19 protein-coding genes are annotated in these 21,269 nt (G+C 70.5%); 2 read left to right on the top strand and 17 right to left on the bottom strand.

What is annotated here, in order from left to right:
* Positions 1–69 precede the first annotated feature (69 nt).
* Both SRB5_RS22480 and SRB5_RS22475 read left to right on the top strand, forming a co-directional pair.
* A complete protein-coding gene (locus SRB5_RS22480) occupies positions 70–1,257 on the top strand; it encodes a CaiB/BaiF CoA transferase family protein (RefSeq protein WP_153454892.1) in 1,188 nt (395 codons plus the stop codon).
* On the top strand, positions 1,254–2,663 hold the full coding sequence (locus SRB5_RS22475) for a carboxyl transferase domain-containing protein (protein ID WP_153454890.1): 1,410 nt from the start codon (positions 1,254–1,256) through the stop codon (positions 2,661–2,663). The genes SRB5_RS22480 and SRB5_RS22475 overlap by 4 nt, the downstream gene beginning before the upstream one ends.
* Positions 2,664–2,779: 116 nt before the next feature.
* Here the strand turns inward: SRB5_RS22475 and SRB5_RS22470 are convergent, their stop codons facing one another.
* The 17 genes from SRB5_RS22470 to SRB5_RS22390 all read right to left on the bottom strand — a co-directional run bounded on the left by SRB5_RS22470 (position 2,780) and on the right by SRB5_RS22390 (position 21,247).
* Positions 2,780–3,766, bottom strand: coding sequence for a PDR/VanB family oxidoreductase (locus SRB5_RS22470; protein ID WP_407703954.1), 987 nt, complete (start codon positions 3,764–3,766; stop codon positions 2,780–2,782).
* A 13-nt stretch (positions 3,767–3,779) separates the two neighbouring features.
* Positions 3,780–4,775 carry a DODA-type extradiol aromatic ring-opening family dioxygenase gene (locus SRB5_RS22465; RefSeq protein WP_153454888.1) on the bottom strand — a complete coding sequence of 332 codons (996 nt, stop codon included), beginning with the start codon at positions 4,773–4,775 and terminating at the stop codon, positions 3,780–3,782.
* Between the two features lie 28 nt (positions 4,776–4,803).
* Positions 4,804–5,454 (bottom strand): RraA family protein, encoded by a 651-nt coding sequence (locus SRB5_RS22460; RefSeq protein ID WP_323378301.1) that lies wholly within the window; start codon positions 5,452–5,454, stop codon positions 4,804–4,806.
* The gene (locus tag SRB5_RS22455) at positions 5,451–5,846 is read right to left on the bottom strand and encodes a RidA family protein (protein ID WP_153454884.1); all 396 of its coding nucleotides are present in this window, start codon (positions 5,844–5,846) and stop codon (positions 5,451–5,453) included. Before SRB5_RS22455 ends, SRB5_RS22460 begins: the two co-directional genes overlap by 4 nt.
* A 37-nt stretch (positions 5,847–5,883) precedes the next feature.
* Positions 5,884–6,882 (bottom strand): substrate-binding domain-containing protein, encoded by a 999-nt coding sequence (locus SRB5_RS22450; protein ID WP_153454882.1) that lies wholly within the window; start codon positions 6,880–6,882, stop codon positions 5,884–5,886.
* Positions 6,879–7,547, bottom strand: coding sequence for an RraA family protein (locus SRB5_RS22445; RefSeq protein WP_153454880.1), 669 nt, complete (start codon positions 7,545–7,547; stop codon positions 6,879–6,881). Before SRB5_RS22445 ends, SRB5_RS22450 begins: the two co-directional genes overlap by 4 nt.
* Positions 7,547–7,750 carry a hypothetical protein gene (locus SRB5_RS22440; protein ID WP_153454878.1) on the bottom strand — a complete coding sequence of 68 codons (204 nt, stop codon included), beginning with the start codon at positions 7,748–7,750 and terminating at the stop codon, positions 7,547–7,549. The genes SRB5_RS22445 and SRB5_RS22440 overlap by 1 nt, the downstream gene beginning before the upstream one ends.
* Positions 7,741–9,018 (bottom strand): Rieske 2Fe-2S domain-containing protein, encoded by a 1,278-nt coding sequence (locus SRB5_RS22435; protein WP_153454876.1) that lies wholly within the window; start codon positions 9,016–9,018, stop codon positions 7,741–7,743. The genes SRB5_RS22440 and SRB5_RS22435 overlap by 10 nt, the downstream gene beginning before the upstream one ends.
* A 113-nt stretch (positions 9,019–9,131) precedes the next feature.
* Positions 9,132–10,256 (bottom strand): extracellular solute-binding protein, encoded by a 1,125-nt coding sequence (locus SRB5_RS22430; RefSeq protein WP_153454874.1) that lies wholly within the window; start codon positions 10,254–10,256, stop codon positions 9,132–9,134.
* A gap of 79 nt (positions 10,257–10,335) precedes the next feature.
* Positions 10,336–11,466, bottom strand: coding sequence for an extracellular solute-binding protein (locus SRB5_RS22425; protein ID WP_153454872.1), 1,131 nt, complete (start codon positions 11,464–11,466; stop codon positions 10,336–10,338).
* A complete protein-coding gene (locus SRB5_RS22420) occupies positions 11,466–12,593 on the bottom strand; it encodes an ABC transporter ATP-binding protein (RefSeq protein WP_153454870.1) in 1,128 nt (375 codons plus the stop codon). Before SRB5_RS22420 ends, SRB5_RS22425 begins: the two co-directional genes overlap by 1 nt.
* On the bottom strand, positions 12,593–14,365 hold the full coding sequence (locus tag SRB5_RS22415) for an ABC transporter permease (protein WP_153454868.1): 1,773 nt from the start codon (positions 14,363–14,365) through the stop codon (positions 12,593–12,595). Before SRB5_RS22415 ends, SRB5_RS22420 begins: the two co-directional genes overlap by 1 nt.
* A gap of 182 nt (positions 14,366–14,547) precedes the next feature.
* Positions 14,548–15,738, bottom strand: a complete 1,191-nt coding sequence (locus tag SRB5_RS22410; protein WP_228390328.1) for a cupin domain-containing protein — start codon at positions 15,736–15,738, stop codon at positions 14,548–14,550.
* A 16-nt stretch (positions 15,739–15,754) separates the two neighbouring features.
* Positions 15,755–16,993, bottom strand: a complete 1,239-nt coding sequence (locus SRB5_RS22405; RefSeq protein WP_153454866.1) for a cupin — start codon at positions 16,991–16,993, stop codon at positions 15,755–15,757.
* A gap of 64 nt (positions 16,994–17,057) precedes the next feature.
* On the bottom strand, positions 17,058–18,971 hold the full coding sequence (locus SRB5_RS37570) for a M1 family aminopeptidase (protein ID WP_153454864.1): 1,914 nt from the start codon (positions 18,969–18,971) through the stop codon (positions 17,058–17,060).
* A 7-nt stretch (positions 18,972–18,978) separates the two neighbouring features.
* Positions 18,979–20,487, bottom strand: a complete 1,509-nt coding sequence (locus SRB5_RS22395) for an ethanolamine ammonia-lyase reactivating factor EutA (RefSeq protein ID WP_323378299.1) — start codon at positions 20,485–20,487, stop codon at positions 18,979–18,981.
* A gap of 46 nt (positions 20,488–20,533) precedes the next feature.
* Positions 20,534–21,247 carry a 4-carboxy-4-hydroxy-2-oxoadipate aldolase/oxaloacetate decarboxylase gene (locus SRB5_RS22390; protein ID WP_153454862.1) on the bottom strand — a complete coding sequence of 238 codons (714 nt, stop codon included), beginning with the start codon at positions 21,245–21,247 and terminating at the stop codon, positions 20,534–20,536.
* Positions 21,248–21,269 lie beyond the last annotated feature (22 nt).

Genomic DNA, 21,269 nt, shown 5'->3' with positions numbered 1-21,269 from the left:
TGGGGGTCCCGTCGTTCGTACGCCCCCAGCCTCTGGTCATTGCATTCTATATTCCATAGGCTGCATCATATGATCGATTCAACAGGCCCCCTCGCCGGGCTGCTCGTCGTCGACCTCTCGCGCGCCCTCGCCGGCCCGCACGCCTCGATGATGCTGGGCGACCTCGGCGCTCGCGTGATCAAAGTCGAGAACCCCGGCATCGGGGACGACACCCGCGGCTGGGGGCCGCCGTTCGTCCAGCCGGAGGGCAAAAACCGCGAGTCGACGTACTTCCTGTCCGCCAACCGCAACAAGGAGTCCGTCGAGCTCGACCTGAAGGCCCCCGACGACCTCGCCACCCTGCTCCGGCTCGTCGAGCGGGCCGACGTGCTGATCGAGAACTTCCGCACCGGCGTCCTCGACCGCCTCGGCCTCGGCAACGACGTCCTGCACGGCCTCAACCCGCGCCTCGTCGTCCTCTCCCTGACCGGCTTCGGCCACGACGGCCCCGAGGGCGGCCGCTCCGGCTACGACCAGATCGCGCAGGGCGAGGCGGGTCTGATGAGCATCACCGGCTCCGCCCCCGACGACCCGCAGAAGGTCGGCACCCCGATCTCCGACATCCTCGCCGGGATGTACGGCGCCTACGGCGTGCTCGCCGCGCTGCACGAGCGCGCGCAGACGGGGAAGGGGGGCGTCGTACGGTCCTCGCTCCTCGCCGCGACCGTCGGCATCCACGGCTTCCAGGGCACCCGGTGGACCATCGCCGGCGAGGCGGGGCAGGCGCAGGGCAACCACCATGTGGCGATCTCCCCGTACGGCCTGTTCCCCTGCGCCGACGGCGCGGTGCAGATCGCGGTGGGCAGCGAGCGGCTGTGGCACGCGTTCTGCGCGGCGTTCGGCATCGACCCCGACACCCCCGGCATGGCCACCAACCCCGAGCGGGCGGGCAACCGGGAAGAGGTGATCGCGCTGGTCGAGAAGGTGTTCGCGCCGTGGCGGCGGGACGAGCTGCTGGCCAGGCTCGACGAGGCCGGGATACCCGCCGGGAAGGTCCGCTCGATCGACGAGGTGTACGCCTGGGACCAGGTGCGCAGCCAGGGCCTGCTCATCGAGGTCGACCACGAGACGCTGGGCCCGCTCACCCTCCCCGGTCCGCCGCTGCGGTTCTTCGACACCGAGGGCGCGGAAGTGACCCGTACGGGACACGCCGCCCCGCCGGTGCTCGGGTCGGACACCGAGCGGGTGCGGGCGTGGGCGAACGGCGGTGTGCGGTGAGCTCGTCGAGCGAGGCGTATCTCGGCGCGCTTCTCGATCCCGGGTCGTTCGTCTCGTGGGACTCCCCCGTCGAGATCACCTCCGACGACCCCGCCTACCGCGCGGAGCTGGTGCGGGCGGCGAAGGCGTCCGGGCACGACGAGTCGGTCGTCACCGGGACCGGGCGGATCGAGGGGCGGCAGGTCGCCGTCGTCGTCGGGGCGTTCGAGTTCCTGGCCGGGTCGATAGGCACCGCGGCGGCCCGGCGGATCATCGCGGCGTTCGAGCGGGCGACGGCGGCGCGGCTGCCGCTGCTGGCCGCGCCGGCGTCGGGCGGGACGCGGATGCAGGAGGGGACACGGGCGTTCGTCCTGATGGCGGACATCGCCCGGGCCGTCGGCGAACACCGGCGGCACGGGCTGCTGTACGTCGCCCATCTGCGGCATCCGACGACGGGCGGGGCGTTCGCGTCGTGGGGCTCCCTCGCGCACTTCACGGCCGCCGAGCCGGGGGCGCTGCTCGCCTTCTCCGGGCCGCGGGTGTACGCGACGCTCATGGGCACCCGGTTCCCCGAGGGGGTGCAGACCGCCGAGAATCTGGCGGCGCGGGGAGTCATCGACGCGGTGCTGACGGCCGGGGAGATGGGGGCGACGATGGCGCGGATCATGCGGGTGACGGAGGCGCGCTCCCTACGCCCGGCCGCGGCGGGAGCGCTGGGAAGGCCCCCGGACGGCGGCTCGACCTGGGACTCCGTGCTGCTCAGCCGGGACACCGGGCGGCCGGGGCTGCGGGAGCTGCTGGCCCGGGCGGCCGACGTGGTGGAGTTCCACGGGACCAACGAGGGTGAGCGCGACGACGCGGTCGTCGTGGCGACGGCGAGCCTCGGCGGCGTGTCGTGGGTGGTCGCCGGGCACGACCGGGCGGCGCCGGCGCCGATGGGGCCGGCGGGACTGCGGCAGGCGCAGCGCGCGATGGACCTGGCCGAGCAGCTGGGCCTGCCCCTGCTGACGGTCGTCGACACGGCGGGCGCCGATCTGTCGCCGGCGGCGGAGGAGGGGGCCCTGGCCGGGGAGATCGCGCGGTGCCTGGCGCGGATGACGGCGCTGACGGTGCCGAGCGTGTCCGTGATCCTCGGGCAGGGCACGGGCGGTGGCGCCCTCGCCCTGGTGCCGGCGCGGCGGGTGGTGGCGGCGCAGCACGCGTGGCTGTCGCCGCTGCTGCCGGAGGGGGCGAGCGCGATCGTCCACCGGGACACGGCGCACGCGGCGGAGATGGTGGAGCGCCAGGGCGTGGGCTCGGGGACCCTGTTCGCCAACGGCGTCGTACACGAGGTCGTACCGGAGCCGTACCCGGCGCACGTCGACCCCGAGCCGTTCCTGGCCGGGGTGGTCGCGGCGTGCGTGCGGCAGCTGCGCGTACAGAACTGAGAGGCCGGCCGCCGAACCCCCCTTGTCCGTGCGGTGGACAGGGGGTCCGGCGACCGGCCTCCTCTGCTGCCGGCGCCAGAAGGGGTCGGCGGCGCCGGCAGGTTCAGGGGTGCCCGTCAGATGTCGAGCACCAGGGACTCCGAGCGGGCCCGTGAGCAGCAGATCATCATCACGTCACCGCTCTCCCGGTCCCGCTCGGTCAGCACCGAGTCGCGGTGGTCGGGCGTACCGGCGATGACGCGGGTCTCGCAGGTCCCGCAGATCCCCTCCTCGCAGGAGGAGAAGACCATCACCCCGGCCTCGTCCAGCGCGTGCAGGATCGACTGCCCCGGCTCCACGGTGATCGTGACCCCCGACTGCTCGGCGGTCACCTCGAACGGCTGGTCGTCCTCGGAGAACAGCTCCCCCTTCGGCGCGAACCGCTCGGTGCGCAGGGTCCCCGCCGGATGCCCCGTACACGCCGTCTCCAGCGCCGCGAGCAGCCCCTCGGGCCCGCACGCGTACACCAGGGTGCCCGCCGCCGGCGCCGGGAGCAGCCCCGCCAGGTCGAGGCGCCCGGAGACGTCCTCGGGCACGAGCGTGACCTTGCCCTCGTACTCCGCGGCGAGTTCCCCCGCGAAGGCCATCGTGCCCCGCGAGCGTCCGCCGTAGTAGAGGTGCCAGTCGGCGCCCGCCGCCTCGGCCTCGCGCACCATCGCGGCGATCGGCGTGATGCCGATACCGCCGGCGACGAAGACGTACGACGGGGCCGCGTCCAGCAGGAAGTGGTTGCGCGGCCCCCGCACCTCGACCGTCGCACCCGCCCGCAGCGTGTCGTGGACCCGGACCGAGCCGCCCCGGCCGGCCTCCTCGCGCAGCACGGCGATCCGCCAGACCTTGCGGTCCGTGGGGTCGCCGCACAGCGAGTACTGGCGTACGACGTCGCCGATCACGACGTCGATGTGCGCCCCCGGCGTCCACCGGGGCAGGTCGCCGCCCCCGGGGTCCGCGAGCACGAAGCTCGCGATCCCCTCGGCCGGCTCCGTGCGTTCGGCGACGACCATGTGGGCCACGCGGTCGGTGTACGTCGTGGCGAGGACTCTGGGATGGATCGTGAGGGTCATGCGCTCTCTCCGCTCACTGCCACACGGCGAAGGCCGTGCCGATGCCGGTGCCCGCCTCGGACCGGTAGGCGGGGATGTAGTCCACCTCGGTCATCTCGAGATGCTCCAGAGCCCCGCCCGCGGCGATCCACAGCAGGCTCTCCGACGTGCCCGAACGCATGTGCTTGCGCGGGATGGTCGACAGCGACTCGACGTCGCGGTTCTTCAGCCCGTCGAGGATCCGGCGGTCGAGCTCCTCGTCGACGACGAAGTGGCTCAGCCCGCCCGACGCCACGACCGCCACCCGCAGATCCTCCGGGTACGACTCGATCGCCCGCCGGATCGCCCGGCCGAACTGGTAGCAGCGCCGCGCCGACGGCACGTTCGGCGGGATGTACGAATTCACGGCGATGGGCAGCAGCGGGATCATCTCCTCGCCCATCAGCCGCCTCCGTACAAAGGTGAACGCGTGCCCGATGCTGCGTTCCTGCGGCTGGCGGGCGAAGGCGACGACGTCGAACTCGTCCTCGACGACGGACAGCACGAGGTGCCGGCCCAGGTCGCCCGGCGTCACGTACTTGTCCGGGGCCTCCGCGTGCCGCGCCCACATGGCGGCCTTGATGCCGTCGGCGGTCGCGTCGAGTTTGGCCTGCTCGGGGGGCATGTCGTAGATCGAGTCGCCGTGGAAGACGGCGAACGTCGGCAGGCCGTCGTCGTGGAACATCTCGTCCTGGTCGTCGCCGATCACGACGACGACGTCGGGCGCGACCTCGGCGAGCTTGTCCTTCAGGGTCTGTACGCCGGCCTGCCCGCGCTCGTGCAGCGACTGCCACACCTCGGGCGTGAGCCGCTCGGCGGGCACCGCCCACTCGGGTACGGCGGCGAGCGAGGCGTAGTCGTGGACCTCGCCGTCCCTGCCGATCAGGAAGGTGTTGCGGCGGTCACGGTTGGCGTGGTCCTCCCACCAGGAGGTCTCGGTGCTCAGCTGGGGGGTGTGCGACGTAGCCAGCCCCAGGACTATCTCGGCCACAGCGGGCTCTCCTTTCTCTCTGCCGCGCTCAGCGCTTGGTCTGCAGCTGGTGGTAGCCGAGCTGTTTCCGCGCCTCGACCAGCGCGACACCCGCCTGCACCTGCTCGCGGATCCGCTCCTCGGTGCCCTCGATCTCGTTGACGAGGTCGAGCACCTCCTGGGCCCGCTCCTGCGGTACGACGACGATCCCGTCGCCGTCGCCGATGAGGATGTCGCCGGGGTGCACGCGGATCTCGCCGAGGGTGACGGGGACCTGGATGCCGGTCATCTGGACGCGGTCCTTGCCGGTGCGCATGTAGCGGCCGCGGGAGAAGACGGGGTAGTTGAGCTCGCGGGCGCGCTTGCTGTCGCGGCAGACGCCGTCGATGACGGTGCCGGCGATGCCCTTGTTGGCGGCGACCATGGTGAGGATGTCGCCCCAGACGGTGGCGTCGGTGCGGCCCCGGTTGTCGAGGACGACGACGGCGCCCTCGGGGACGTCGTCGATGTAGTCGCCGACGGTGCCGCCGTTGACGTCGACCGGCTGGTAGAGGCCGGTGAACGCCCGGCCGGCGAGGGCGAAGTCGGGGTCGAGCGGCTGGATGCCGTGCACCTGGCCGGCGATGCCCAGCCGGTCCAGGGCGTCCGAGATGCCGGAGGTCGCCGCCCGGGCCAGTCCCTTGACGATGTCGTCGGTCACTTGGTGCTCTCCGTCCATGCCTCGATGCGCAGCTGCATCTTCAGGTGGCCCGGCAGCTCGCGGACCGTCGTGTGCCGCGCGGGGCGGTCTTGGGCGTCGGGGTACCAGTCGAGCCAGTGCCGGTTGATGTCGTCGCGCAGGGAGTTGTCCTCCAGCACGACCTCGAGGAACACGACCTCGTCGAGTCCGACACCGGCGACGTCGAGCAGGGTGCGGGCGTTGGCGAACGCGAAGTCCACCTGGGCCACGCCGTCCTCGGGGAGCTCGTTGTTCTCCGGGTTGCGGCCCGAGATCCCGCTGGACTGGAACAGGTTCCCGACGCGGGCGGCCATGGGGATCGGCGCGGCCCCGTGGTTCACCCCGGGGATCTCGTAGATACGACGTCGGCTCACGACGTGGTCTTCCTTTCGGTTCTTGCGAAGTGCTTGTTCACAGCGCGTGGGTGCTGGGGGCGAAGAGCGACAGCGGCTCGACCCGCTCGGCGACCAGGCCCTGTTCGACGAGGGCCTGCGACAGCCGCTCCAGGACGTGCTTGTTCGCCGCGATGCCGTACGGCACGGGGTCGGTGTCGCGCAGGGTGTGTACGACGGAGGCGTCGACGTCGCCCGTACGGGCCCAGCCGGCGATCAGGTCCGGAAGCGGCTCGTACACCAGCTCCTTCGCCTCGGCGAAGGCCGCGTACAGGTTGAGCGCGAGCCACGGGTGCTCCTCGAACAGGGACCGGCGGATCACCACGACGTGGTTGATCGGCAGGATCCCCGTCGCCCGGAGGTAGCGCACGCCCTCGGCGACCTTGTCCGCGAAGAGCGGGCGCAGATGCGGGATGCTCGCCGCGCTGCGTCCGCTGCGGTCGACGAGGTTCGTCGTCCCGAGGTAGCGGACCGCGGCATCCAGCTCGCCGCTGGCGAGGAGCTGGCCCATGGTGCGGTCCGGCGGGATGTACGTGAGGTCGACGCCGGGCGGCGGCGCGAACGAGGTCGCGCCGCCGTGGCTCTTCTCCGGGGGCCGTTCCATGAACCACTTGAGGTCACTGGCCCGTACGCCGAACTCGTCCGCCAGCGCGACGCGCGCCCACACGGCCGCGGTCTGCTGGTACTCGGGCACGCCGACGCGCTTGCCCACCAGGTCGGCGGGCGTCTCGATGCCGGCGTCGTCGCGGGCGAGCATGTCGGTGTGGAAGAAGCGGCGGGTGGTGAAGACGGGTACGGCGACCCAGTCCCGCAGCCCCTGCGACCTGCCGATGCTCAGCGACGACAGCGACATCTCGGAGATGTCGAACTCGCCGAACTTGAGCTGGCGCCAGAAGAGCTCCGACGGATGCAGCCCGGTCGCCGCGAGCTCGACCCCCTGCACCCTCACCCGCCCGTCGAGGAGCGGGCGGGTCATCGGGTTCTCGGTGAGCGCCATGCTCAGGCGCAGTGCGGTCACTGCTGTGCCCGCTTCAGCGCGTTCTGGTACTCGGGGCCCATCACCTCGGACGGCTTCAGGCCCTTGCGCAGGCCCTCGACCATGCCGGCCTCGCGGCGGGCGAGCCCCTCGGCGATCCCGACGACCTCGGCCAGCCGCTCGGCCGGGACGACGACGACGCCGCTGCCGTCGGCGACGACGATGTCCCCGGACCGTACGGTGATCCCGTCGATCTCGACCGGCTCACCCTGGCTGACCTCGGTCGCCCGCGCCCTGGCGGTACGGGTGATCGGGGCGCGCGCGAAGACCGGGAAGCCCAGCACCCGCGCCTCGTCGACGTCCCGCAGCGCGCCGTCGGACACGACGCCGGCGACACCGGCCTCGATCGCGGCGGTGGACAGCAGCCCGCCCCACGACCCCATGCCGACCCGGCCGCCGTTGTCGATGACGATCACGTCACCCGGCCCGCTCGCCTCGATCGCCGCCGCACCCAGGTGCACCGGCTTCTCGGCCTCGCCCTCACCGAAGGGGGCGAGCTTCATGGTGACCGCGCGGCCGACGACCGCGGCGCCCTCCCACATCGGGCGGATGCCCAGCGGGGTGCCGAGGATCCCGAGGGAGTCCAGGGCGTCGGAGACCGTGCAGGCGTCGAGCTGCCGCAGGCGGCCGATCGCTTCGGTATCCATCAGACCTCCCGCTCGAAGAAGAGGAGCAGATAGCCCGTGGTGGACGAGTTGTAGATGATCGGCTGGATCTCGCGGAGCGACCAGCCGGCCGCGGTGCGTTCCTTCAGCAGGACGTTCAGGTCCTCGGTGACGGCCTCGGGGGTGCGGCCGGTGGCGCGCACCTCCTGGACCTCGTACTCGGTGGTCGTCTCGTTCACTGCCACTGGGACCGGGTGCCTTCCTTGGACGCGTCACGCCATTCGGTGCCGCGGACGACGAGCAGGTCGTAGCCGCGGGTGTCGCGGTGGTCCTCCGGCGCCGAGCCGCGCGGCATGCCGCCGGCCTCGACGTCGTCGGCCGCCTGGAGGAGGAGCCGGCGGGCGGCGTTGATCGCGCGGTCCGTGGAGCCCAGGGCCTCCAGGCTGCGGTCGACGATGGGGCCCATGCCGACCTGGAGGGCGAAGTCCTGCGTGTTCACGCCCTTGATGCCGGTGTACGTCTTGGTGCGCTGGAGCTCGCGGTCGATCCCGTAGTCGTTCTGGGGGCCTAGCTTGAGCCAGTACGTACCCTCGACGAAGTCGTCCTTGCCGCGGCCGAACCTGCTCTCGTGGGACTCCCAGTACTCGTCGGAGATCGGGAAGCGGTCGTCCGTGGAGTACATGAAGTTGTAGACGAAGGTGTTCTCGTCGTCGATCGGCACCCACAGATGCCCGTGCACGGACGGCAGCCCCTGCGGGTTGCCCTCCCAGTCGATGAAGCGCCCGCGGGACTGCTGGAACGGCATCAGGAACTGGTAGATCCGCAGATACGTCTGCTCGTCGCTGACGTTGCGGATGCTCGCGTAGGTGAAGCCGTGCGCGGCGATGTCCACCTCGAGCTTGGGGTGGGTGTCGCGGGAGCGCAGCAGGTTGCGGTTGCTGATGTCCTCGTTGTGGGCGAAGGACGAGTGGACGGTGTCGATGCCGCCCTCGATCGCCTGGAGGTAGTTGCACTGCTCGCCGGTCTTTGAGACCCGCCGGTGCGTCTCGGGGGCGCGCAGCCACTCGTAGTCGGGGACGTCGGGGGTGGTCTCGCGCGGGCCCATGTACGTCCACACCAGGCCGCCGGCCTCGTACGTCGGGTAGGCCTTGATGGAGACGCGGGTCTTGAACTTGCTGGTCGGCGGCTCGGACGGCATGTCGACGCAGGCGCCGGTGGCGTCGAACTTCCAGCCGTGGAAGACGCAGCGGATCCCGCACTCCTCGTTGCGGCCGTAGAACAGCGGGGCGCGGCGGTGGGCGCAGTACGCGTCGACGAGGCCGACGTCGCCGTTGCTGTCGCGGAACGCGATCAGGTCCTCGCCCAGCAGCCGGACGCGGATCGGCGGGGCGTCGGGCGCGGGGAGCTCCTCGCTCAGGCAGGCGGGTATCCAGTACCGGCGGAACACGTCGCCCATCGGGGTGCCGGGACCGACGCGGGTGAGACGTTCGTTGAGTTCCTTGGTGATGCGCATCCTCTTGCTCCTTGCTTCATCGGTGCTCTGCCCCGCGTCCCCTGGGGCGTCGCCCGCCCCGGTGCCCCTCCTGTGTCAGCTGGATGGAGGGGCGCCGGGGCAGGGTGGTGCGGTCAGTCCTCGATCGGCTTGCCGCCGGCCTTGGCCAGCACGTCCTCGTAGATCCCGGACCACTTCTTGAGGTTTTCCTCGTCGCTGTTCAGCGCGTACGGGATGTTCTTGTGCTCGTCGAGCTTGAAAGCGCCCTGGTAGTCGATGTTCGCCGGGTTGCGGTTCTGGTCGACGAACATCTGCTGGCCGTCGGTCAGCAGGAAGTCCAGGAACAGCAGGGCGGTGGCCGGGTGCTTCACGGTGACCGGGATACCGGCGGAGATGAAGGTGTACGGCACGGGCTCCACGATCGGCATGGCGTCGACCGGCGCGCCCTCGGCCTTGCTCGAGGAGATCGCGTGGTAGTAGCAGCCGAGGCAGACCTCCGCCTGGCCCGAGGTGAGCAGCGTGGTCTCGAGGGTGTGGCCCTTGACGACGAACGCGCCGCGGACCGAGTCCTCCCAGTACTTGATCGCCTCGTCCTCGGACATCCCCTTCTCCTTGACGAAGTACTCCTTGACGAGTGCCTCGAACCAGGGGGCGTCCTCCTGCTCGATCATGAACTTGCCGCGGAAGCGCTTGAGGGCGTCCTCGATGCTCGTCGGCGGCTTCTTGACCAGCTCGGTGTTCCAGGAGATCACCGGGGCGATGACGTACAGGGCGGCCGTGTAGTCGGTGGCCGAGCCGGGGATCAGCCGCTTCGTGAGCGGTGCCTTCAGCGGCGCGAGGGCCTTGAGGCCCGCGAGGACCGAGCCCTGGGAGGCGTCGGCGACGTACAGGTCGGCGCCGTCGTGCTTGGCCTGCACCTCCTGCAGCACCTTCTGCGCGATGACCTCGCCGCCGGCGCGGTAGTTCGAGACCTTGATGCCGTACTTCTTCTCGAACCCGGCGATGAGCGGGTCGGTGTCCTCGGGCTTGGTGCCGGCGTAGAAGCTGATCTTCCCGCCCTCGTCCTTGGCCAGCTCGACGAGCTTCTCGGTGCGCTTCTCCTGCGACAGCCCCTCGATCTGCTCGTAGACCGCGTCGAGGGCGGAGGTGTCGGCCTCGACGGTCGCCTTGTTGGGGGATCCGCAGGCGGACATCAGCACCGCGGTGGCCGCGGTCGCGGCCATGACGGAAGCCAGCCGTCTCGATCGCTTCGTGAACATCGTTGCTCCGTTTCGGTTCGGGAGATGCGGGGGCCGGCTGTCGGCCGGGGAGTGCCGGGCGGCTCGAGGTCGGGCCGGGTCACTCCTTGTCGATGACGCTGCCGCCGGCCTTGGCCAGCACGTCCTCGTAGATGCCCTGCCACTTCGCGAGGTCTTCCTCGCTGTCGTTCACCGAGTACGGGAAGGAGTCGTACTCCTCGACCTTGAACTTCCCCTGGTAGTCCCGGTTGGACGGGTTCCGGTTCTGCCCGGCGATCAGCTGCTGGCCGTCGGTCAGCAGGAAGTCGAGCAGCAGCAGGGCCGATGCCGGGCGCGTCGTGGTCACCGGAAGGCCCGCCGAGGTGAACATGTAGGGCACGGGATCGGCGATCGGCATCGCCTCGACCGGCGCCCCGTCCTCCTTGGCGGAGGTGATCGAGTGGTAGTAGCAGGCGAGGCAGACCTCGGCCTGGCCCGACGAGAGCAGGGTCGTCTCGAGGGTGTGGCCCTTGACGACGAAGGCACCCGGGAGGGCGTCCTCGACGTAGGCGACCGCCTCCTCCTCCGTCATCTTCTTCTGCTTGACGAAGTAGTCCTGGACCAGGCCCTTGAACCAGGCGCTGTCCTCCTGCTCGATCATGAACTTGCCCTTGAACCGGGTCAGCGCGTCCTCGAGGTCCTTCGGCGGATCCTTGACGAGGTCGGTGTTCCACGAGATCACCGGCGCGAGCAGGTAGATCGCCGCGTTGTACTCGTTGAACGAGCCCGGGATGAGGCGCTCGGTCAGCGGGGTCTTCAGCGGCGCCAGGGCCTTCTTCGCGGCCAGCACGGTCCCCTGCGCCGCGTCGGCCATGTACAGGTCGGCGCCCTCGTGATTGGCCGACACCTCCTGCAGCACCTTCTGCGCCACCATCTCGCCGGCGGCCCGGTAGTAGGTGACCTTTATGCCGTACTTGGCCTCGAAGGCGTCGGTCAGCGGGTCGGAGTCCTTGGCCTCGGCGGTGGTGTACAGCATCACCTCCCCGCCCTCCTCCTCGGCGAGCTCGGCCAGCTTGGCGTCACGCTCCTCGAGCGAGAGGCCCTCGATCTGCTCGTAGACCTTCTCCAGCGCGGAGGTGTCGGCCTTGACGGTCGTCTGGTTGGGCGATCCGCAGGCGGACATCAGCACGGCGGTGGCCGCGGTCGCGGCCGCCAGGGAAACCAGCCGCCTCGATGGCTTCGTGAACGTCATCAGCTCGCCGCCGCCATCGGTACGGCCGCGCAGCCGTGCTTGGCGAAGGACAGGCGGATGGGGGTGCCGTCGGCGAGGGGGGACTCGCTGGAGCCGCTCACGTTCCACTCGGTGTCGCCGACCTTGACGCGGTACTCCATCGTCATGCCGAGGTAGGCGCTGCCGTCGACGACGCCCTCCCACTCCCCGCGCTCGCCGCCGGCCGGCGTGAGGGTGACGGACTCCGGCCGTACGGAGACGAACACGTCCGCGCCCACGGCGAGGTCCGTCGTGGTGGAGGCGGTGATCAGCCCGTCGGGCGTCTTAACCGTGACCCCGTCGCCGGAGGCCGAGGTGACGGTGCCGGAGACGAGGTTCGCGCTGCCGACGAAGCGGGCGACGAACTCGGCGGCCGGCGAGCCGTACACCTCACGCGGGGAGCCGACCTGCTCGACCTTGCCGTTCGACATCACGGCGATGTTGGTCGACATGGCCAGCGCCTCGGACTGGTCGTGGGTGACGTAGACCGTGGTCACGCCGATCTCGTGCTGGAGCCGCTTGAGCTCGAAGCGCATGTCGGTACGGAGCTTCGCGTCCAGGTTCGACAGCGGCTCGTCCAGCAGGAGCAGCGGCGGCTCCATCACCAGCGCGCGGGCCAGGGCGAGCCGCTGCTGCTGACCGCCGGACAGGGCGGTGGCCGATCGGCCGGCGAAGTCGCTGAGCTGCACGACCTCCAGCGCGCGCTCGACCCGCTCGCGGATCTGCTTGGCCGGCGGGCGGTTCTTCTTCTCGCCGACCTGGAGCGGGAAGGCGGCGTTCTTGTAGACGTCCATGTGCGGCCAGATGCCGTACGACTGGAACACCATGCCGAGGCCGCGCTGGTTGGCCCGGACGGAGATGCCGTTGTCCGAGCTGAACAGCACCCGGTCGGCGACGGTGATGGTGCCGAGGTCCGGCGACTCGAGGCCGGCTATACAGCGCAGCGTCGTGCTCTTGCCGCAGCCGGACGGGCCGAGCAGCGTCAGGAAGTCGCCGGAGGCCGCGGACAGGTTGATGTCGGCGACGGCGTAGTTGCGCTCGCGGCCCTTCTGGTGGCCGCCGTAGCTCTTGTACAGACCCTCGACCTTGAGGAGCTTGTTGCTGTCCATCAGTGCTTGACCTCGCTGAATCCGTCTTCTTTGACACCGAACCTGGAACCGACGAACCGGCTGACCCCGACGAAGAAGCACAGGACGAGGATCATGATGATGCCGAGCGTCGAGAGGAGAGTGAGCTGGCCGTTCTCCCACTGCTGCCAGATGACGACGGAGAGAACCTCGTTGCCCGGCGTGTAGAGGAGCAGGGAGCTGGCGACCTCGCGGAACGACACGACGAGGACGTAGATCCAGCCGCTGAGGAGGCCGGGGAGAATGGTGGGGATGAGCACCCGCCGGAAGGTCTGCAGCCAGGTCGCGCCGCTGGTCTGGGCGCTCTCCTCCAGCTCCCCCGACACCTGGATCATGGCCGAGCTCGCGTAACGCATGCCGTACGGCATGTACTTCGTGAAGTACGAGACGATCAGGATCAGCAGCGTGCCGTAGATCGGGATCGGCACCCGCAGGTACACGAAGAGCAGGGACACGCCGAGGACCAGGCTGGGCACGCCGATCGGCAGGAACGTCAGGCTCTCCAGGATCCCCGAGCCCTTCGGCCGGGCCCGCACGGTGATCCAGGAGACGACCGCCATCACGAGCATCACGAGGGTGGCGGTGGTCAGGCCGACCACGACCGAGTTGCGCAGCGCCTGCATGATGTCGCCGTCGCTCAGGATCTCGCCGTAGTTGCTCAGCGTCAGATGCGACAGGCTGTCCAGCGACGGGCCCTTGTAGATCTTCTGCGTGGAGACGTAGAGGAGCATCAGGACCGGGAAGACCACCGCGACCAGGAAGAACAGGAACATCAGCGGGGCCAGGGCGTACTTCACGCCGCCCAGCGGCAGCGGACGCGGGCGGAAGCCCTTGCCGGTGACGGTCTGGAAGTTCTTGGCCTTCTTGTTGAGGCGGCTCTGGAAGTACATCGCGATGGCGGCGATCGCAAGGACCGGCATGGCCAGCGCGCCGGCGGCGGCGTAGTCCGGCGGGAACAGGTGCAGCGAGTTGTAGATCCCGGACGTGAAGACGCGGATGCCGCCCGGCGTGCCGAGGATCGCGGGGACCTCGAAGGCCTCGATCGCCCGGACGAAGGTGAGGGCGATGACACCGATCAGGGCCGGCTTCACCAGCGGCAGCGTGATCCGGGTGATGACGGTCGGCAGCTTCGAGCCGGCCATCAGCGCCGACTCCTCGAACGACGGGTCCATGTTGCGGAACGCCGCGTACATCAGGAGGAAGACGAGCGGCGTCTGGTGGAGGCCGTCGACGAAGATCATGCCGCCCATCGAGAAGATGTTGAACGGCTCGATCCCGAAGAGGCTCTCGGACCAGCTGTTCAGCAGGCCGTTGCGGGGGCTGCCGAGGAACGTCCAGGAAATCGTGTGCAGCACGCCGGGGATGATCAGCGGCACGGTGGCCGCGACGAAGATCAGGCCGCGGCCGGGGATGTCGGTCCGCACGACGGCGTAGGCGAGGCCGGTGCCGCAGACGACGGCAAAGACCGTCGCGCCGCCGGCGAAGACCAGGGTGTTTTGGATCAGCTCCCACAGGCGTCCGTCGGAGTACGCGCGGGTGAAGCCGTCGAGGGAGAACGCGCCGTTGTCGTCGGTGATCGTGCCGATCACGAGGTACACCAGCGGAACGACGGCGAGGTAGATCACCAGCGCGGCGGCGACCAGCATGATCACGAGTTCGCCGACCGAGCGTCCGCGGAAGACCTTCGTCAGCCGTGGAGCGGAGGGGGGCGGCGCAAGCCGCGGCGCGGGAGGGGACGGGGCGAGTTGCGTCATCGGGCGTCCCTACGGTGCGACATTGCACTCTTGCTGTTTCGCATGGGCTGCAAGTTATAGGCTGCAGACTCCGGAGTCCAGACTCTGCGGTGGACTCGTTTTGATCACGTTTTCACTGAGATGTAACAATGGGGTGGGGCAATTCGCCCCACCCCATTGCCTGTTGAAGCCCGTGGAAGCCGTCAGACGGCCGGACCCGCCGACTGCGGCGTCCTGATGACACCCGTCAGTTCGTCGGGGCCCAGCGCGAGGATCGCGGGCTCGTCGAAGACGTCGCCCATCTGCGAGTCCACGCCGTTCTTCGCCAGCGCCTCCAGGAACTTGCGGTGGATCCGCGGGTCCTGCTCGTCGTACTCGACCTGCCGGCCGCCCTTGGACACCGAGACGTGCCCCTGTCCCTCCGCGCTCTTGCGGCGCAGCGCGATGAACGGGTAGCGCCGGCTGCCCAGGCTGCAGGCCAGATAACGGGCCGGGTCCGGGGCGGTGTTGAAGTGCTGGTGGTACATCCAGAACGGCGGGGTGTACATGTACCCGTGCCGCCAGGGGATCTCGACGAACTCCTGGTCGCCCTCGTACCAGAGCAGCGTGTAGCCCTCGCCGTCGACGGCGTGCACATGGGTGCCCGCCGCGTGCCGGTGGCCCTTCTTGTAGCTCCCCGAGGGGATCTGCGAGATATGGGCGTGCATCGTGCCCTCGGCCAGGACCAGGGCCACGTTGCGCGAGCCCTTGCCGCGGGACTCCAGGTCGTACAGCGTGAAGCTGGTGAGGTCGTGGATGAAGTTGGTCTCCCAGACGTTCATCTTCTTGACCGAGTCACGGTTGTAGACGAAGTGCTCGCCGCCGCCGCTGAAGTAGTCCTCCTGGCCGATCCGGTCCGGGAAGTCCGCGTCGCAGTCGAAGACGAAGTTCGCGTCGTGGAACAGGTTGATCAGCAGCGGGGCGTCGTTCGTGACCGAGAACCTGGCCCGTTTGCTGCTGGATCCGTTCGAGATCCGGTACTTGGCGTTCAGTGGGATCGCGAACAGGGCGCGCGGGCCCCACTCGAACACCTGCCTGTTGCCGTCGGGGAGCCAGATCGTCGTGGTGCCGTAGCCGTCGAGGACGTAGAAGAAGGCCTCGTACAGATGCCGGACCACGTTCGTCGACTTCGTCGGCTCGACCTCGAGCACGTAGTTCGCCATGAAGTCGCCCATCCCGCGGGTGTGGGCGAAGCAGCCGCGGGCGCCGTAGCGGTCCCACGGGGCGGTCTCCAGGGTGAGCAGGTCGTGCCCGAAGTCCAGGTGGACGGGGATGCCCTCGGCCTTGGACCAGTTCGCGTAGGGGTCGACGAGGTACTTGTCGTCGCCCTTCGGTACGTCGTCGGGCGCGGTCACCGGGTTCTCCTCGCTCTCATCGGCCCTCCGGCCGTACGTACAGCTCCGGCGGCATCCGGGTGGTGATGCCGTTCTTCGCCAGCTGGGCCTCGAACTCGGCGCGGATGTGCGGGTCCTCGTCCCAGAACTCGATGCTCTTGCCGCCCTCGCTGCGGCCCAGGTTGGAACTCTTCAGCGTGGCTCCGGGCGGGGCGAGGAGTCCGGCGATACGGGCGCTCGGCGGGCCGTTCATGGCCAGCACGCGCAGCGGCTCGGCGCTGGTCGCGAAGTGCTGGTGCACCCAGTCGCCGCCGCCGGGCGCGGCGGCGACCATGCCGCCGGGGCGGTAGTCGACCCGCTTGACCATGTCGCCGTTGCCGGCCTCCCACGGCTTCAGGCTCGCCTCCAGCGGCCAGGTGTAGGTGAAGCCGCCGCCCTTGATACAGATGAGGATCGCGCTGGGCGGGTGGTGGTGGGCGGGGGCGTAGCGGCCGACCTGGAACTCCAGGACCTTCATGTAGAAGCGGGCGTTCGCCATCCACGGCTGGATGCGCTTGGTGCCGGGGCCGCGCTGGTTGTCGAGCGGCATGTCGAGGTTCGGCAGGTCCGGGATCAGGTTCGTGACCTGCATCGCCCGGCCGCGGACCGGGTCGGCCACCAGCTCGTCGCGGTAGTCGAAGAAGTCGCTCTTGCCGTCGTAGCGCTCGGCGAAGGGGTACGGGTTCGCGAAGATGAACTCGCGGTTGTCGTACATGTTGAGCACGGCCGGCGCGGTGGTCCCCGCGATGAGGAGGGCCCGCTTGCCGCTGCCGTTCACCAGCCGGTGGGGGGCGTTGAGCGGGATGCCGAAGAGGGAGCCCTGGCCCCATTCGAACGTCTGGGGGGCCGTGTCCGTCATGCCGTTGCGCCAGACCTCCGTGGTGCCGGCGCCCTCGACGACGTACATGATCTTCTCGTAGATGTGCTGGTCGATCTCCAGCGCGCCGCCCGGGGGCACCTCAATGAGGTGCATGCCCCACAGCTCCTCGGTGCCGAGCAGCTGGATGTACGCGCCACGGCCGCCGGTCCGCGCCCAGTCGCCGAGTTCGAGGTCGCGTACGTCCTCGAAGCCGATCTCGCGGTAGACCGGGACGCCCTCGGCGTCCATGAAGTGGTCGTAGGGCTGTTTCGGGCTCTTGAACTCCTTCTTGCCGCCGAAGTCGTCGCCGGTCGGGGCGACGAACTTCGGGGTTTTGGCGGCCCCATAGTTGGTGGTCGCCTCCTCGTACTCAGCCATGCGGGAACTCAACTCTCTCGTCGTCCACCCGTTGCGGCGGCGGCTCTCGGGGTGATTCTGCAACCTATAGGGTGTAGGAGTAAAGATCTGGCGGGGATCGGAAGCGGATCGCCCAGGCGAGGTCGGCGGTGCAGTCGGCGAGGGTGGCTTGGAGGGCGGGGCGCAGACGGTCCGCTTCCAGGAGCTCGTTCGCCCTGGTCAGGGCGTCGGGGGTGAGGACCGAGCGGGGGAAGGCGTAGCGGGCGAGGACGGCCGCGCGCTGTTCGGGGTACGCGGCGGTGCGGGCCGCGAACTCGTGCCGGAAACGGATCGCCGGGCCGGTGGCGTACGCGGCGTGGTCGGCGTGCCAGAGGCCGGCGGCCGTCGCGGCGAGGGTCGCGGGGTCGTGGGGGGCCTCGAACAGGCGGTCCCAGGCGCGGTCCTTCTCCGTCGCGTCGGGGAGGTGGGCCAGGCAGACGGCCGCCTCGGGTCCGGTTCCGGCGGCCAGGACGGCGCGGCGGCCCAGTTCACCGAGGGCGGCGAGGCGGTTGCGGGCGGCCCAGGCGAGGGTGGCGGTCGGGGGAACCGCCGCGAGCAGGACCCGCACCGGGGGCGCGGGGGCGGTGGCGAGCCAGGCGTGGGTGGCCTTCGCCGCGAGCCGCGAGCCGTGGGGGGCGCCGGCGATGACCTGGCGGAGGGCGTCGGCGAGCCGCCGGTCGGCCTCGCGTCCGCCGGCCTGGCGGGGCCAGCCGACGCGGCGGAGGATCTCGGTGTACCAGGTCGCCATCGCGGCGAGCCGGTCGGCGTCGGGCTCGCGGCGGAGCAGGGTGAGCAGCGCGTCGAGGGCGGCGGGTCCGTCGGCCTCACGGGCGGCGACGGCGCGCTGGAGCTCGTCCCACGGGTCGGCGGCGGCCGGTTCCTCCGCCGGCGCGAGCAGGGTGGCGTCGAGCAGCGGGCCCGCGGCGACGGCCCGTCGGAGCCGCGTCCACCACTCCCGCTCCCCGTGCGCCCGGATCCAGCCGTGGACCCTGCGTACGCCGGCCGCGTAGTGCGCGCTCGTGGCGGCGGCGAGCGCGGGTGGGGCGGGCGGGTGGTGGCCGGCGAGCACCGGCGGGCTGGGGACGCGCGCGGCGCCGGTCCCGGTGTGGGGCCGCCCCGCGGGGATCGCCCGCAGGGCGGCTTCGCCCACGACGTCGGCCAGGGCCTCCTGCAGCCAGAGGTCGTCCCACCGGCCGACGGTGACGAGGTTCCCGAACCACAGGTGCGCGATCTCGTGGGCGAGCACGGACACCAGCCGGGCGAACCCGGCCGTACCGGGCGCGGTCAGCAGCGAGTCCCGGACCAGCAGGCATCCCGCCGTCTCCAGCGCCGGCCAGGCGAGCCCCGGCACGAACGCCACCCGGAGCCTGCCCGGCCCCGGCTGCCCGAGCCTGCGCCCGATCTCGGCGACGACCCCGGCGGCCACCTGGGCGAGCTCACCGGCCGCACCCCTCAGTACGGAGGCGCGCGACCGTACCGCGTACAGCTCGACCCCCCGCACGCTCTCGACCGCGAAGGGACCCGCGACAAACCCCGTCGCGTACGTCGGCACCGCTCCGTCACAGGCACCGGTCCCCGCGACAACCCACCCCGGCGGCGTCTGCACCCGAACGCTCGTCGCCGCCTTCAGATCAGGCTGGTCGAAGCACGTGAACCACCGCCGCGCCCCCGCCGGACCGGACGCGGCGTACACGTACACCCGCCCGTCGGCCTCGTCGACGACCCGGCACAGCCCGCTGCCCGCGGAGCCGTACGCCAACGCGCGCACGTACTCCCGGACCTGCGTCCCCACAGCCACGTCGACGGGAACCCGCGCATCCCCGGCGTCGAGAAACGACACCCCTTCCCGCCGGCCGTCGAACACGACCCGCGTGGTCGACGACGGCGCGCCGGGATCGCGGAGGTCCACCCTCACGTCGTACCGCTGTACGGAGAGCAGCCCTCCGCGCTCGGTCGGCATCCGGCCGTCAGGCGAACAGCAGCGACTTGATCACGACCGGCACAACTCCCGGCGGATCGATGAACGCCCCCACGTCGACGAAGTCCAGCTCGCTGAGCTCGATCCCGTCGACCGCCACCAACGGCCGCCGCACCCCCGCGTCCTCCCGGAGCACCCGCCCCAGCAGCGACGCGATATCGGCGTCGACGACCACGACAAGCAGCCCGTCGTCGTCCGAGGCCGGCTCCGCCACGGCGGCGATGCACCGCGCCAGCGCCGCCAGCCGCGCATGGGTCGCGCTCCCGGTCCACCGCACGGCGATACACACCGCCTGCGCCGGATCGGCGTCCCGCTGCTCGGCGCTCGCCCGCAGCGCCTTGACCACGGCGTCCTCGTCGATGACGTCACCGAGCAGCCCGTTGAACTGCACGACCGGCAGATTCTGCGCGGGCAGCCCGCTCTCCCCCGACAGATGCAGCGTCTTGCCGCTGACCTGCACGGTGAACTGCGAGGCCCCGATCACGGTGGCACGAATGCCCTGCCCCGGATCGACCGACGGAACGGACAGCCGCCGGGACAGCTCCCCGATCACCGCCTCGGCCAGCTCGGGCGCGATGTCCCCGAACCGCTCGCTGGTGTGCCCGAAGATGTATTCGGAAACCCCACCCGAGAAGGTGACGTACTCGGGCTCCTTCGGCCGCCGCAGATGCTCGGTGAGCTCCAGGGCACGGCCCAGCTCATCGAGCTCGTCCCCGGTGATCTCGTCCACGACGATCCGCGCCAGCCGCCCGGCGATCGCCGCCCGATGCCCGGGATCCGCCAGCGACTCGGCATCCACGGGAATCCCGAGCTCCTCGGCGACCATCCGGGCCGAGTCGTCGACCCGCGTCCACGCCCCGTCGGCGTCCTGCGCGACGAGCCGCCCGCCGACCGCGAAGGCGGCCACATCGACGATCTCCCCGTCGACGACCAGCGCCAGCTTCGTCGTACCGCCACCGATGTCGACATGCAGCCCGGTCTGCCCCCGCAGCTTCGACAGCCGCGCCGCCCCCGAGCCGTGAGCGGCGAGAATGCTCTCCAGCTTGTGCCCGGCGGTGGCGCACACGAACTTCCCGGACTCCGTCGCGAACATCTCGTCGATGGCCCGCGCGTTCGTCCGCTTGATCGCCTCGCCGGTGAGGATCACCGCCCCGCTGTCGACGTCCTGCGCGGTGAAACCGGCGTCCCGATAGCTGTCCTGTACGAAGTGCGACAGCGCGTGGGCGTCGATCGTCCCGTCCGCCAGGAACGGCGTGAGCAGGATCGGGGACCGCCAGACGACCTCCCGCTCGATCACCACGAAGCGGTCGGCCGACTTGTGCCCCTCGCGCTGGAAGTGCACCCGCGCGAACAGCAGATGGGAGGTCGAGCTCCCGATGTCGATGCCGACGGTCAGCAGCTCGAGGGTCTCCTGATCGAGGATCGCCTTCGAGATCGCCGCCCGGACCTCCTCGTCCAGCACGTCGTCATGGGTATGGAAAAAGTCCTCGTCATGCACGGACCGGTGCTCCTCACAGCTACTTGCTTGTGCCGCCGCCGCCCGCTCAGCGGGGCGAGGCGTCCGGCAGGACCTGGCCCTGCTCGTCGACGTACCGCACACCCAGCGAGGTGAGCGTGGTGCGCAGGTTCATCACGTCGAGGCTGAGCTCGCCGTTCTGGAACCGGTCGCGCTTCTCCGCCTCGCTCTCGGTGCGCTGCGGCGCGAGCACCGCGGTCTCCTTCGCCAGCTCCAGCGGTACGACGACCACCCCGTCGTCGTCGGCGACGATCACGTCACCGGGCCGTACGTAGGCGCCGGCGACGACGACCGGCACGTTCACCGAGCCCGCCGTGGCCTTCACCGTGCCCATCGCGGACACGGCCCGCGACCACACCGGGAACCCCATCTCCTGCAGGTCCGAGACGTCCCGGCACCCGGCGTCGATGACCAGACCGACCACCCCGCGGGCCTTGAGCGCGGTCCCGAGCAGATCGCCGAACATGCCGTCGGTCGAGGGCGACATCGTCGCCACGACCATCACGTCACCCGGCCGGCACTGCTCGATGGCCGCGTGGATCATCAGGTTGTCGCCGGCCTGGCTGAGTACGGTCACGGCCCGGCCCGCGATCCGCGCGCCCCGGTAGATGGGACGGATACAGGGGTCGAGCAGCCCCGTACGCCCCATCGCCTCCGTCACCGTCGCCACTCCGCTCTCGCCGAGTACGGAGACGATCTCCTCGTCCGGACCCTGGTCGTTGACGACCACCACGTGCGCCATTGCTGACTCCTCTAGCTGCTTT

The sequence above is a fragment of the Streptomyces smaragdinus genome, assembly GCF_009604385.1.
GTDB classification, from domain to species: Bacteria; Actinomycetota; Actinomycetes; order Streptomycetales; family Streptomycetaceae; genus Streptomyces; species Streptomyces smaragdinus.
The sequence above is the reverse complement of the archived record's forward strand: the minus strand, read 5'-3'. Positions and strand labels throughout refer to the sequence as shown.